The sequence below is a fragment of the Pseudomonas delhiensis genome (assembly GCF_900187975.1).
Classification (GTDB): domain Bacteria; phylum Pseudomonadota; class Gammaproteobacteria; order Pseudomonadales; family Pseudomonadaceae; genus Pseudomonas; species Pseudomonas delhiensis.
On sequence record NZ_FZPC01000039.1, the window covers coordinates 41,317 to 54,415 of the forward strand.

At 69.2% G+C, this 13,099-nt stretch carries 13 protein-coding genes; 7 read left to right on the plus strand and 6 right to left on the minus strand.

Translation table 11 applies throughout. The annotated features are described in order from the left end of the window. Positions 1-215 precede the first annotated feature (215 nt). Genes phnE through CHC02_RS26700 form a run of 4 tightly spaced genes read right to left on the minus strand, consistent with a single transcriptional unit; the run spans position 216 to position 3,467 of the window. Positions 216-998 carry a phosphonate ABC transporter, permease protein PhnE gene (phnE, locus tag CHC02_RS26685; RefSeq protein WP_089394412.1) on the minus strand — a complete coding sequence of 261 codons (783 nt, stop codon included), beginning with the start codon at positions 996-998 and terminating at the stop codon, positions 216-218. Beyond that, positions 995-1,816 carry a PhnE/PtxC family ABC transporter permease gene (locus tag CHC02_RS26690; RefSeq protein ID WP_089394413.1) on the minus strand — a complete coding sequence of 274 codons (822 nt, stop codon included), beginning with the start codon at positions 1,814-1,816 and terminating at the stop codon, positions 995-997. The genes phnE and CHC02_RS26690 overlap by 4 nt, the downstream gene beginning before the upstream one ends. Next, positions 1,810-2,613 carry a phosphonate ABC transporter ATP-binding protein gene (locus CHC02_RS26695; protein ID WP_089394414.1) on the minus strand — a complete coding sequence of 268 codons (804 nt, stop codon included), beginning with the start codon at positions 2,611-2,613 and terminating at the stop codon, positions 1,810-1,812. Before CHC02_RS26695 ends, CHC02_RS26690 begins: the two co-directional genes overlap by 7 nt. Further along, complete coding sequence (locus CHC02_RS26700; protein WP_089394415.1) at positions 2,610-3,467, minus strand: putative selenate ABC transporter substrate-binding protein; 858 nt, start codon at positions 3,465-3,467, stop codon at positions 2,610-2,612. The genes CHC02_RS26695 and CHC02_RS26700 overlap by 4 nt, the downstream gene beginning before the upstream one ends. 170 nt (positions 3,468-3,637) lie before the next feature. On the opposite strand from CHC02_RS26700, the gene CHC02_RS26705 reads away from it, so the two are divergent. The 3 genes from CHC02_RS26705 to CHC02_RS26715 all read left to right on the plus strand — a co-directional run bounded on the left by CHC02_RS26705 (position 3,638) and on the right by CHC02_RS26715 (position 7,121). Continuing rightward, on the plus strand, positions 3,638-4,525 hold the full coding sequence (locus CHC02_RS26705; RefSeq protein ID WP_089394416.1) for an NAD(P)-dependent oxidoreductase: 888 nt from the start codon (positions 3,638-3,640) through the stop codon (positions 4,523-4,525). 10 nt (positions 4,526-4,535) lie between these two features. Continuing rightward, positions 4,536-5,327, plus strand: coding sequence for a hydroxypyruvate isomerase family protein (locus CHC02_RS26710; protein ID WP_089394417.1), 792 nt, complete (start codon positions 4,536-4,538; stop codon positions 5,325-5,327). A gap of 129 nt (positions 5,328-5,456) precedes the next feature. Further along, a complete protein-coding gene (locus CHC02_RS26715) occupies positions 5,457-7,121 on the plus strand; it encodes a phosphoethanolamine transferase (RefSeq protein ID WP_089394418.1) in 1,665 nt (554 codons plus the stop codon). A gap of 147 nt (positions 7,122-7,268) precedes the next feature. On the opposite strand, the gene CHC02_RS26720 is transcribed toward CHC02_RS26715, so the two are convergent. Both CHC02_RS26720 and rapA read right to left on the minus strand, forming a co-directional pair. After that, complete coding sequence (locus CHC02_RS26720) at positions 7,269-7,718, minus strand: universal stress protein (protein ID WP_009620619.1); 450 nt, start codon at positions 7,716-7,718, stop codon at positions 7,269-7,271. Between the two features lie 422 nt (positions 7,719-8,140). Then, positions 8,141-10,996 (minus strand): RNA polymerase-associated protein RapA, encoded by a 2,856-nt coding sequence (gene rapA / locus CHC02_RS26725; RefSeq protein ID WP_176450348.1) that lies wholly within the window; start codon positions 10,994-10,996, stop codon positions 8,141-8,143. A gap of 225 nt (positions 10,997-11,221) precedes the next feature. Here rapA and CHC02_RS26730 point away from each other — a divergent pair, with 225 nt between their 5' ends. The 4 genes from CHC02_RS26730 (at position 11,222) to ccoM (ending at position 12,640) form a co-directional block, all read left to right on the plus strand. After that, positions 11,222-11,515, plus strand: a complete 294-nt coding sequence (locus CHC02_RS26730; RefSeq protein ID WP_089394420.1) for an aspartate-semialdehyde dehydrogenase — start codon at positions 11,222-11,224, stop codon at positions 11,513-11,515. Between the two features lie 44 nt (positions 11,516-11,559). Then, positions 11,560-12,153, plus strand: coding sequence for an alpha-ketoglutarate-dependent dioxygenase AlkB family protein (locus CHC02_RS26735; RefSeq protein ID WP_089394421.1), 594 nt, complete (start codon positions 11,560-11,562; stop codon positions 12,151-12,153). Between the two features lie 2 nt (positions 12,154-12,155). Continuing rightward, positions 12,156-12,317 (plus strand): hypothetical protein, encoded by a 162-nt coding sequence (locus CHC02_RS30315; RefSeq protein ID WP_009618525.1) that lies wholly within the window; start codon positions 12,156-12,158, stop codon positions 12,315-12,317. A 212-nt stretch (positions 12,318-12,529) separates the two neighbouring features. After that, a complete protein-coding gene (gene ccoM, locus CHC02_RS30820) occupies positions 12,530-12,640 on the plus strand; it encodes a cytochrome c oxidase subunit CcoM (RefSeq protein ID WP_043274042.1) in 111 nt (36 codons plus the stop codon). Positions 12,641-13,099 lie beyond the last annotated feature (459 nt).

Below are 13,099 nucleotides of genomic sequence, written 5' to 3' on the forward strand. Positions count from 1 at the left end.
GCTCCTACAGGTGGGACAGCGGTGGCGGGGTAGGATCTCATTCGCGAATCGCACCGATATTTCCGGCTATCGCGAAAAAGTTCGGTGGGAATGCCATGTCTCACAGCAACCTGTAGGAGCGGACTCCGTCCGCGATTGGATTCATTGGCGACGCCGGACTATCCCGGCGTCGACCCATCTCCAATGCCATCGACAAACCTACTCACCGGCGCGGCTCAGGCGCTGACCCAGCGCTGCCGCGCCCAGGCGCTGAGGCTGTCGACGCCCAGCACCAGCACCAGCATGGCGAGGATCACCGTGGCTGCCTGGGCCTGCTGGAACAGGCTGAGGCTGAAGTAGAGCATCTGCCCCAGGCCGCCGGCGCCGACGAAGCCGAGCACGCTGGCCATGCGGATGTTGTTCTCCCAGCGGTAGAGGATGTAGGCCACCAGTTGCGGCCAGACCGCCGGCAGGGTGCCGTAGGCGAAGGCCGCGACCCGCCCGCTGCCGCCCAGGCTCAGGGCCTCGGCAGGCTCCGCCGGGGTGTTTTCCAGGGCCTCGGCGAACAGCCGGCCGAGCACGCCGCCGGTGTGCAGGGCCAGGGCCAGGGTGCCGGCATTGGGGCCCAGGCCTGCGGCCAGCACCATCAGAGCGCCCCACACCAGTTCCGGCACGGCGCGCAGGGCGTTGAGGACGAAGCGCGCCAGGCTCTGCGCGGCGGCGCCGAAGCGGCCGGCGGCCGGCAGGGCGAAGAGCATGCCCAGCAGCGCCGCGAGCAGCGTGCCCAGGGCCGACATGGCGAGGGTTTCCAGGGCGCCGCGGCCCACCGCCCGCAGGTGCGTGGCGGACAGGTCCGGCGGGAAGAAGTCGCGGGCGTAGCCGAGCATCTGGCGCAGGCCTTCGCCGCTGAGCAGGCCGTCGCTGTCGATCTGCAGGTAGACGAAGGAGGCCGCCACCGCGACCAGGATCGCCAGGCTCCAGCCCAGGCTGCGCAGCAGGCCTGCGCGGGCGCGGTTCATTCCAGCCTCCGGCGCAGGAAGCGGCTGAGCTGGTCGGCGCCCAGCACCAGCAGCAGGAAGGTCAGCAGGATGCTGGCCACCTCGCCGCCGGCGAACATGCGCAGCGACAGGTCGACCTGCTGGCCGAGCCCGCCGGCGCCGACGAAGCCCATGACCACCGAGGCGCGGATGGCGCACTCCCAGCGGTACACGGTGTAGGAAATCATCTCGCTAGCCGCCTGGGGCAGCAGGCCGTAGGCGAAGGCGCCCAGGCGCGAGCCGCCGCCCAGCAGCAGGGCGCGGGTGGGGCGCGGGTCCACCGACTCGAAGATTTCCGCGTAGACCTTGCCGAGCATGCCGCCGTAGGTGATGGCGATGGCCATGACACCCGCCGTTGGGCCCAGGCCGACGGCGCGGACGAACAGCAGCGCCCAGACGATCTCCGGGATGCTGCGCAGCACGATCAGCAGCAGCCGCACCGGCCAGCGCAGGGCGCGCGCCCACCAGGCCGGCAGGCCGCCGCGGGGCAGGGCGGACAGCGACAGCGCGCGGGTGGCCAGCAGGGCCGCGGGGAAGGCGATCAGCCAGGCCAGGGCCATGCCGGCGGTGGCGATGGCCAGGGTTTCCAGGGTGGCGCGGCCGAGGACGGCGAGGAACTCGGCGTCGTGGGCCGGCGGCCAGAAGCCGGCGAGGAAGCCGGCCATGGTGCGGGCGTTGTCGCCAGTGAACAGGCCGGGGATGTCCAGCTCGCTCAGGCGCACGCCGGGCCACAGCAGGGCCAGGGCCAGCAGGGTCAGCAGCAGCCGCGGCAGGGCGGCGGGGTCGCGGGGTTTCAGCATCGCGGGATCTGCACCACGTGCAGCGGCTCGACCGGCGCCGGGGCATCCACGCTCAACTGCTCGTTGGCGTAGAGCTGCTGCAGGTCGTCCGGGCTCACGCTGGCGGCCGGCTTGTCGAAGGCGATGCGGCCGTCGCGGATGCCGACGATGCGTGGGAAGTGCGCCAGGGCCAGGTCCACCGCATGCAGGCTGGCCAGCAGCGTCAGACCGCGGCTGTCGGCCTCGCGGGTGAGCAGGTCGAGGGTGTGCCCGGCGAGCACCGGGTCCATCGCCGAGACCGGTTCGTCGGCCAGCAGCAGTTGCGGCTGCTGGTACAGCGCGCGGGCGATGCCGACGCGCTGCAGCTGGCCGCCGGAAAGCTGGTCGCAGCGCTGGAACAGCTTGTCGCCCAGGTCCAGGCTGCGCAGGGCGTCGCGGGCGCCGTCGATGTCCAGCGGGTAGAGCAGGCTGGCCAGGCTCTTCCACAGCGGCCACTGGCCGAGGCGCCCGGCCAGCACGGCGTTGACCACCCGTTGCCGCGGCGGTAGCGGCGGCGCCTGGTGGATCAGGCCGATGCGCGCGCGCAGCTGCTGGCGGGCCCGGCCGCCCAGGCGCCAGGGCTGGCTGCCGAGCAGTTCGATCTCGCCATGGCTGGGTTTCAGGGCGGTGGCCAGCACGCGCAGCAGGGTGGTCTTGCCGGCGCCCGAGGGGCCGATGATGGCCACCCGCTCGCCGGCCTCGATGCGCAGGTCGATGCCGGCGAGGGCGCGCTGGCCATTGGCGTGGAGGTGCTCCACGCCGGTCAGGCGCAGGCTCACTTCAACAGGCCGGCGGCGCGGGCCGACTCCTCGATGCCCTTGTAGTTCTCCGGCTTGGTCTCGACGAAGCGGCTGGCCGCCTGCAGGTCGAGGATGGCCTTGTCGCGCGGCTTGCTCGGGTCCAGGTCGAGGAAGGCCTGCTTGATCTTCTCGGCCAGGGCCGGGTCGAGGTTGCCGCGCACGGTCCAGTTGTAGTCGTAGTAGGTCGGGGTGGTGGCGAAGACCTTCACCTTGTCGGTGTCGACCTTGCCGGCGTCCACCAGCTTCTGCCAGACCGAGGCGTTGAGCACGCCGGCGTCCACCTTGCCGGCCTGGACCCAGGCCACGGTGGCGTCGTGGGCGCCGGAGTAGGCCACGCGGGAGAAGAACTGCTCGGGCACTATGCCGTCCTTCTGCATGAAGTAGCGCGGCATCAGGCTGCCGGAGGTGGAGGACACCGAGCCGAAGGCGAAGGTCTTGCCCTTGAGGTCCTGCAGCGACTTCACGCTGGCGTCGGCGGTGATGAATTTGCTGGTGAACTGCTGGTCCTGCTCGCGCTGCACCAGCGGGATGGCGTTGCCGGTCTTCAGCCGCGCCTGGACGAAGGTGAAGCCACCCAGCCAGGCCATGTCCAGGCGGTCGGCGGCCAGCGCCTCGACCACCCCGGCATAGTCGGACACCGGGATGAACTTCACCGGCATGCCCAGGCGTTCCTGCAGGTATTCGCCCAGCGGCTTGAACTTGCGCAGCAACTCGGTGGGGGCTTCGTCGGGGATCGCCGAGACCTTCAGTTCCTTGAGGGTTTCGGCCTGGGTGAAGCTGGCGGAAAGGGACAGCGCAAAGCAGGCGGCGAGCGCCAGGGTGCGTTTCAGCATGGGAGCAGTCTCCGGTTCAATAGCGGAAAAAGCCTGGGAAGTATAGTGGCGATCTGCCTGTGCGCACCCGGCCCTGGATGCGCACGCTTGCCGGCAGGCTCGGCGTGGGCCGTGGCGGGGGTTAAGATGGCCGCCCCCGTGCCCGCCATTTTGCCTGACAGGAGTCGTCCATGTCTGCCTTGCCTTCCATCGCCTTCGCCGGCCTCGGCCTGATGGGCGTGCCCATGAGCCGCCGGTTGCTCGCCGCCGGCTACCCGCTGAGCGTGTGGAACCGTTCCGCCGCCAAGCGCGAGCTGCTGGCCGGGGAGGGCGCCCGCGCGGTGGCCAGCCCCGCGCAGCTATGCGTGGGAGCCGAGATCGTCATGCTGTGCCTGGCCGATACCGCCGCCGTGCGCGAGGTGGTGTTCGGCCCCGGCGGCATCGTCGAAGGGGCGAAGCCCGGCCAACTGCTGGTGGACTTCTCCAGCCTGGAGCCGGCCGCCACCCGCGAGATGGCCGCCGAGCTGGAGGCGCGCAGCGGCATGCGCTGGGTCGACGCGCCGGTTTCCGGCGGCACGCCGGGCGCCGAGGCCGGCACCCTGGCGATCATGGCCGGCGGCCGGGTGGACGACATCGAGCGCATCCGCCCCGTCCTCGCGCACCTCGGCCAGCGCCTGACGCGCATGGGCGAGGTCGGCGCCGGCCAGGTGACCAAGGTGTGCAACCAGATGATCGTCGCCTGCAACGCCCTGGTGATCGCCGAAGTGGTGGCCCTGGCGGAGAGCGCCGGGGTCGACGCCAGCCTGATCGCCCCTGCCCTGGCCGGCGGCTTCGCCGACTCCAGGCCCTTGCAGATCCTCGCCCCGCAGATGGCCGAGAGCCGCTTCGAGCCCATCAAGTGGCACGTGCGCACCCTGCTCAAGGACCTGGACACCGCGGTGAAGCTGTCCCGCGAACAGGGCTCGGCCACGCCCATGAGCGGCCTGGCCGCGCAACTGATGCGCCTGCACGGCAGCCAGGGCCACCTGGAGCGCGACCCGGCCACCCTGGTCGAGCAGTACCGCCAACCCCGCGATTGAGGACGCCGCCATGCCGATCTGCGCCAACCTGTCCCTGCTGTTCACCGAGCTGCCGCTGCTGGAGCGCGTGCGCGCGGCCGCCGAGGCCGGTTTTGCCGGGGTGGAGATCCAGTTCCTCTATGAGGTGCCTGCCGAGGCACTGCAAGCTGAACTGCAGCGCAGCGGAATGCCGCTGGTGCTGTTCAACCTGCCGGCCGGCGACCTGATGCAGGGCGGCGCCGGGCTGGCCGCGGTGCCGGGGCGCGAGGCGCAGTTCGCCGCCGGGCTGCGCCAGGCCCTGGACTACGCCGAGGTGCTGCGCCCGCAGAAGATCAACGTGCTGGCCGGGCGCCTGGCCGGGGGCGTCGAACGCGAGCAGGCGCTGGCGCTGCTCGCCGAACACCTGGGGCAGGCCGCCGAGGCCTTCGCCGGGCGCGGCATCGCGGTGCTGATGGAGGCGATCAACCTGCACGACATGCCCGGTTTCCTGCTCAACACTCCGCAGCACCTGCTGGACATGCTGGCGCGCGTCGGCCACCCGAACCTGGCGGCGCAGCTGGACTTCTACCACATGGCGCGCATGGGCCTGGACCTGGCGGAATGCGTGCGCCAGCTGCAAGGGCATATCGGCCACGTGCAGTTCGCCGACGCCCCGGGGCGCGGCGAGCCGGGCAGCGGCGAACTGGACTTCGCGCCGGCGCTGGCGGCGCTGCGGGCCCAGGGCTACGACGGCTGGCTGGGCGCCGAATACCGTCCGCAGGGCGTCACCGCCGCCGGCCTGGGCTGGCTGCCGGCCTGGCGGGAGCGCCTGCGCCCGGCCTGAGCCGACAAACGTTGTATCGATTCAGTGGCGAATTTGACACTTTTTTGACTAACTGATCAGTAGATTCGGCCCGCCCGCCGGGGACGGCGGGCTTTTCCGTTTTCCGCTGTACCGTCAAGGAGTGCCTCGATGTCCGAGGGCAACCGTCGCCTGCTACCCACGATCAGTTCCAACCGCCTGGTGCTGCTGTTTTCCCTGGCCCTGGTGCTGTTCTACAACCTCGCCACCTGGAAGGCGCTGGACGGCCTGGTGCCGTTGCAGGGGGCGTACCGCATCGCCTTCTTCGCGTCCTTCGGCGTCTTCCTCTGGGCCGCCTTCACCCTGCTGCTGACCCTGGTGTCCTTCCGCCCGCTGCTCAAGCCGGCGCTGACCCTGGTGGCGCTGTGCTCGGCGGCGGCCGCCTACTTCATGAACAGCTACGGCATCGCCATCGATACGGTGATGGTGCAGAACGTCTTCGAGACCAACCCGGGCGAGGCCGAGGCGCTGTTCAGCGGCCGGCTGGTGGCCTACCTGCTACTGCTCGGGGCGTTGCCGTCGGCGCTGGTCTGGGCGCTGCCGGTGGCCTACAAGCCCTTCCTGCGCGGGCTGCTGAACAAGGTGCTGGTGGTGTTCGCCTGCGTGGCCGCGGTGGCGGTCATGGTGGGCGGCTTCTATTCCACCTATGCACCCATCTTCCGCGAGGAAGACAAGCTGACCCACTTCATCAACCCGACCAACTACATCTACGCCGTGAGCAAGTACGGCAAGCAGCGCCTGGGCATCAAGAAGGCCGAGCTGGTGGTGCAGAAGATCGGCGAGGACGCGGTGCAGGGCGCCAAGGCCTCGCAGCGGGCGAAGAAGTCGCTGTTCGTCTTCGTGGTCGGCGAGACCGCGCGGGCCGACCACTTCTCCCTCAACGGCTACGCCCGGCAGACCAACCCGGAACTGGCGAAGCTGGACATCCTCAACTTCACCCAGGTGCACTCCTGCGGCACCTCCACCGCGGTGTCGGTGCCCTGCATGTTCTCCAAATTCCCCCGCGAGGACTACAGCGACAAGAAGGGCAAGACCTACGAGAGCCTGCTGGACGTGCTGCAGCGCGCCGGCCTGCAGGTGCTCTGGCTGGACAACAACAGCGACTGCAAGGGCACCTGCCTGCGCGTGCCGCACCGCGACATCCCGAAGAACCAGCCCGGCCCCTTCTGCGACGGCAACCGCTGCCTGGACGAGGCCCTGCTGCAGGACCTGCAGGCATACATCGACGGTCTGAAGGACAACGCCATCATCGTCCTGCACGCCGACGGCAGCCACGGCCCGGAGTACTACGACCGCTATCCGGCGGACATGGAGCGCTTCAAGCCGGTGTGCCGCACCAACCAACTGGGCAGCTGCTCGAAGGACGAGCTGGTGAACGTCTACGACAACACCATCCTCTACACCGACTTCTTCCTGGCGAAGGTCATCGAGCTGCTGAACAAGAACAGCGACAGGTACGACACCTCGATGCTCTACGTCTCCGACCACGGTGAGTCGCTGGGCGAGAACGGCGTGTACCTGCACGCCGCGCCCTATGCCATCGCCCCGGCGGCGCAGACCCACGTGCCCATGGTGATGTGGTTCGGGCCCTCGACCCTGCGCGACCTGGACATCGACCGCGGCTGCCTGGCCGGCAAGCGCGACGAGCAGGGCCTGAGCCACGACAACCTGTTCCACTCGGTGCTCGGCCTGATGGACGTGCGCACCAGCCTGTACCAGCCCGGCCTGGACATCTTCCACTCCTGCCGCGGCAATGCGGTGGCGGCGGGCGAATGACGCCGATGCTTTCGTAGGAGCGAGCTTGCTCGCGAACAGAGTCCGCAGCGGGGCTCGTTCGCGAGCAAGCTCGCTCCTACAGGGCGTTCCAGGTGAAAAAAAGGCCGTGCGAGGCGCCCCGCACGGCCTTTTTCATTGGGGTTGGACTTACTTGTCGCGGACCAGCAGCACCGGGCGGTTGCTGACGCGCAGCAGGCCCTCGGCCACGCTGCCCAGCATCAGCCGGCGCACGCCGCGGCGGCCATGGGTGCCCATGACGATCACATCGGCCTTGGCGTCCTCGGCCTCCAGTTCGATGCGCTCGGCGACTTCCTCGCTGGCGCGCTCCTGGCAAACCCGGTCGAATTTCGCCTTCACCTTGTCGCCCACCTGCTCGCGGGCCTTGGCCAGCACGTCGTCGGCGGCCTTCAGCGCGGCTTCGCGCAGCGGCTCGGGGTTGTAGTAGACGGCATAGTCGGGCAGATGGCGCAGCGGGCTGTCGACGATGGTGATGACACGCAGCTCGCCACCGGTCAGTTGGGCCAGCTTGACCGCCTCGCCCAGTGCGCGGTCCGAAACCGGGCTGCCGTCCACTGCTACCAGAATGCGCTCGTACATGATGTGTCCCTCAATGAGTGGCTTGGTGGGAAAACTCTAGCTCTCCCCGGGGTGGATTCCCTTGCGCAGCGTCAATAGTAGACCCTGAGGGCGGATATGCCGGCGGTGGGAGGGGAATGCCTGAGCTGTAGGAGCGGGCCCTGCCCGCGATTTCGCGCGCAGGGCGCGCTCCTACATGGGAATGGCGTGAGTGGGGCAGCGTAGGAGCGGATCTCATCCGCGAATCGCGCCGGATCGTCCGGCTATCGCGGACAAGGTCCGCTCCTACGGGGGAGGCATACCGTGCTTCCCTGCAACCTGTAGGAGCGGGCCCTGCCCGCGAAATCGCGGACGGAGTCCGCTCCTACGGGGTGACGCCAATTGGGCAGGCATGAAAAAGGCCGCCGCGGTTTCCCGGGGCGGCCTCTTCGGCGTGGCTTGGATCAGCCGGCGACCAGCACGCGGATCGCCTCCAGGCGCAGCGAGGCCTTGTCCAGCAGGGCCAGGCTCTCGTCGCGCTGGGTGCGCAGGGCTTCCAGCTCGCTGTCGCGCACGCTGGGGTTGACCTGCTTGAGCGCGGTCAGGCGCGCCAGTTCCTCGTCCAGGCTCGCCACCAGTTGCTGGCGGGCCTTCTCCACGCGTTCGGCGTGGCGCGGGGCGATCTTGGCCTCGCCGACGGCGAACTGCTTGGCCAGCACGTCGCGCTGGGCCTGGACGAACTTGTTGGCGCTGGCGCGCGGTACGCTTTCCAGCTGCTCGTGCAGCGTCTCGAAGGCCACCCGGGCGGCCAGGTCGTTGCCGTTGGCGTCGAGCAGGCAGCGCAGCGCCACCGGCGGCAGGAAGCGGCCCAGCTGCAGCTTGCGCGGGGCCACCGCCTCGCTGACGAAGAGCATCTCCAGCAGCACGGTACCGGGCTTGAGCGCCTTGTTCTTGATGATCGCCACCGAGGTGTTGCCCAGCGAGCCGGACAGCACCAGGTCCATGCCGCCCTGGACCATGGGGTGTTCCCAGGTGAGGAACTGCATGTCCTCGCGGGCCAGGGCCTGGGCGCGGTCGTAGGTGATGGTCACGCCCTCGTCGTTGCCCAGGGGGAAGCTGGCGTCGAGCATCTTCTCGCTGGGCTTGAGGATCAGCGCGTTCTCGGAGTGGTCCTCGCTGTCGATGCCGTAGGTGTCGAACAGCTTCTCCATGTAGATCGGCAGGGCGAATTCGTCGTCCTGTTCCTCGATGGCCTCCACCAGCGCCTCGCCCTCGCCGGCGCCGCCGGAGTTCAGCTCCAGCAGGCGGTCGCGGCCGCTGTGCATCTCCGCCTCCAGGGCCAGGCGCGCGGCCTGGCCCTCCTCGAGCAGGGCTGCGAAGGCGTCGTCGTCGCCGCCTTCGAGCAGTTCCACCAGGCGCGGGCCGTAGCGGTGCTGCAGGGCGTTGCCGGTGGGGCAGGTGGCGAGGAAGGCGTTGAGCGCCTGGTGGTACCACTGGAACAGGCGCTCCTGCGGGCTGTTCTCCAGGTGCGGCACGTGGATCTGGATGGTGTGCTGCTGGCCGATGCGGTCCAGGCGGCCGATGCGCTGTTCCAGCTGGTCCGGGTGGGCCGGCAGGTCGAACAGCACCAGGTGGTGGGCGAACTGGAAGTTGCGGCCCTCGCTGCCGATTTCCGAGCAGATCAGCACCTGGGCGCCGAATTCCTCGTCGGCGAAGTAGGCCGCCGCGCGGTCGCGTTCGAGGATGCTCATGCCCTCGTGGAACACCGTGGCCGGGATGCCCGAGCGCAGGCGCAGGGCGTCTTCCAGGTCCAGGGCGGTCTCGGCGTGGGCGCAGATCACCAGCACCTTGAACTGCTTGAGCATCTTCAGGGTGTCGATCAGCCACTCCACGCGCGGGTCGAAGCGCCACCAGCGGGCGTTCTCGTCGGTGCTGTCGTCGAGCTGCGCCTGGAAGCTCACCTCCGGGTACAGGTCCGGGTGCTCGCCGACCGGCAGCTCCATGTACTCCACCGGGTTGGCCAGCGGGTAGCTGTGCAGCTGGCGCTCGGGGAAGCCCTGCACCGCGGCGCGGGTGTTGCGGAACAGCACGCGGCCGGTGCCGTGGCGGTCGAGCAGCTCGCGGACCAGTCGGGCGCGGGCGTCGTCGTCGCCACCCTCGACGGCGGCCAGCAGCTCGTCGCCGGCCGCGCCCAGGAAGCCGTGGATGGCCTCGCGCGCGGCGGGGGACAGGCGGCCGTGGTCGATCAGCTCCTGCACCGCCTCGGCGACCGGGCGGTACTGGCTGCTTTCGCGGCGGAAGGCCTCCAGGTCATGGAAGCGGTCCGGGTCGAGCAGGCGCAGGCGCGCGAAGTGGCTGTCCAGGCCGAGTTGTTCCGGGGTGGCGGTGAGCAGCAGCACGCCGGGGATGATCTGCGCCAGGGTTTCCACCAGTTGGTACTCGGGGCTGGCCTGCTCGGGGTGCCAGACCAGGTGGTGGGCCTCGTCGACCACCAGCAGGTCCCAGCCGGCGGCGCACAGGGCGTCCTGGGCGCGCTCGTCGCGCCTGATCCACTCCAGGGCCACCAGGGCCAACTGGCTGTCCTCGAAGGGGTTGCTGGCGTCGCTCTCGGCGAAGCGCTCGCGGTCGAACAGCGCCACTTCCAGGTTGAAGCGCCGGCGCATTTCCACCAGCCACTGGTGCTGCAGGTTCTCCGGCACCAGGATGAGCACGCGGCTGGCGCGGCCGGAGAGCAACTGGCGGTGGATCACCAGGCCGGCCTCGATGGTCTTGCCCAGGCCCACTTCGTCGGCCAGCAGTACGCGCGGGGCGATGCGGTCGGCGACTTCGCGGGCGATGTGCAACTGGTGCGCGATGGGCTGGGCGCGGGCGCCGCCCAGGCCCCAGAGCGAGGATTGCAGCAGGCGGGTGCGGTGCTCCAGGGTGTGGTAGCGCAGGGCGAACCAGGGCATGGGGTCGATCTGCCCGGCGAACAGGCGATCGCTGGCCAGGCGGAACTGGATGAAGTTGGACAGCTGGGTTTCCGGCAGGACCTTGGCGTCGTTGTGCGAGTTGATGCCGTGGTAGACCAGCAGGCCGTCGACCTCCTCGACCTCGCGGACGGTCATCTTCCAGCCTTCGAAGTGCGTCACCTCGTCGCCCGGGGCGAAGCGCACGCGGGTCAGCGGGGCGTTGCGCTCGGCGTACTGGCGGGTATCCCCGGTGGCCGGATAGAGTACGGTGAGCAGCCGTCCGTCGAGCGCCAGGATGGTTCCCAGCCCCAATTCTGCTTCACTGTCGCTGATCCAGCGTTGACCCGGTTGATACTGCGCCATGGACACCTCCCGCAAAAAGCCGGCTATGGTAACGGAACACGCGGCTTTCAGCGACGCCCGTTCGCCCGCGGCGGCCGGGCGGAGCCGCCGCCGGGGCGACGGGCCTGCGCCAGCCCCGCGCTGCCGGCCAGGCCGGGGTGGATGCGGATCGTTCCGTGAAGTGTAGCGAGGGCGCCGGCGCCTGCCGCCGCCAGCCGACAACCTGAAGCCCGCGAGGAGCCAGCGACAGCCATGATCCCGCCGATCCCCAGCGACGTGCTGCCGGTCACCGCGCAGCAGGACCCGGCGCGTACGCGCCCGGACGTCGCCCCGGTGGCGCCGGTGGCCCCGGCCGCCGACGATGCCGCCGTGGGCCTGGAGCGCCACCCGGCGGAGATGACGCCGCAGGAGGAATACTCGCAGCGGCAGCGGCGCCGCCGGCGGCAGGCGCAGGGCGAGGCCGCGCAGGCCGAGGGCGAAGAAGCCGTCGACGAAGGCCTGGGCGAGGCGCCGCGCAAGGGTATCTGGATCGACATCGAGGTCTGAGCGGCGTAGTAAGCTGTGCTTCTCGACCTGCTCCGGTTACCGCCATGCTGTTCGCCGACGCGCCCATCCACCTCGAACACGCCGAGCTGCGCCTGACCCCGCACTGGTGCGAGCCGGCCTGCGCCGCGGCCTGGTTCGCCGAACTGGTCGAGAACACCCCCTGGGAGCAGCCCTGCGTGCACCTGCACGGCCGCGACTACCCGGTGCCGCGCCTGGTGGCCTGGTACGGCGACGCCGAGGCCAGCTACCGCTACTCCGGCCTGGTGCACCGGCCTTTGCCCTGGACGCCGCTGCTGGCGGAAATCCGCGCGCGGGTGCAGGCCGAGGTCGGCCAGCGCCTGAACGGCGTGCTGCTCAACTATTACCGCGACGGCCGGGACTCCATGGGCTGGCACAGCGACGACGAACCGGAGCTCGGCCGCAACCCCCTGGTGGCCTCGCTGAACCTCGGCGGCACGCGGCGCTTCGACCTGCGCCGCAAGGGCCAAACGGCCATCGAGCATTCCCTGGCGCTGGATTCCGGCAGCCTGCTGGTCATGTCCGGCGCAACGCAGCATTATTGGCAGCATCAGGTGGCCAAGACGCAGCGCCCGGTCGCCCCCCGCCTGAACCTGACTTTCCGCCTGGTGCATGCCTGATCATGAGCAACGACGACAAGCTGATCGACTTCAACGCCGAGCGCGACAAGCGCATCCACGACGTCCACGAGAAACGCCTGCAGGAAGTGCGCAAGGCCTTCGAACAGGCCCTGCCGCTGGGCAAGGCCCGCAAGAAGGGCAAGGGCAAGCCGAAGAAGCGCTGAGCCCGTCCCGCCTGCCCGGATTTCCCCTTCCAAAGCCGCCCCGCGCGGCCATGCACCGCAGCCCAACCCTCCCCGAACTTGATCTGGATCAGTTATCCGAAGCCCCGTGAACCGGGGCTTTGCGGCCATTGATCCAGGTCAATATCGCGCCCCCGGCCGACGCTAACCTGAGCCCATCTTCAAAACGCACAGGGATCCAGGAGGCCAGCATCATGTTCATCGACGAAGTGGTTCTCGCCGGCATTGTCACGGTTGGTCTGATGATCCTGTTCTGCGGTGGAGTCGGATATTTCATCTGGAAGGACAGCCACAAGAAGGGCTGATTTCCTTCCCGATCACAGAGCACGCAAGGCACTTGGGGCGACTTCGGTCGCCCGTTTTTTTGCCTGCGATTTTTCATCGCGGACGGAGTCCTACTACGTCCGTGCCTCCTGGAACCGTGGGACCTTGTCCGCGATCATGGCGGATAACGCCGTAGGCGTTATGCGCCCTACGGGTTTCCAGAGAAACCTCCGAGCGCACCGGAACGCCCCTTCAGAAGGCCGAGCGAAACCGGCGCTCAGGAGGTCATGCGACATGGATGTCGCGAGAGCCCCGATCAGCACAGGGACGTGCTGTCGGGGCGGGCCTCCGTGGCGGGGGAATTCGCGAGGGTAGCCCGGCTTCATCGGGCCCGTATGCGGGGCAATGTAGAGGACAAGCACATGGGTAACAAATGAGTTCAGTCACATGGGTGACACTCGCATCGTCAGGTATCGATCATTTCGCTCGTGTTCGTCCAG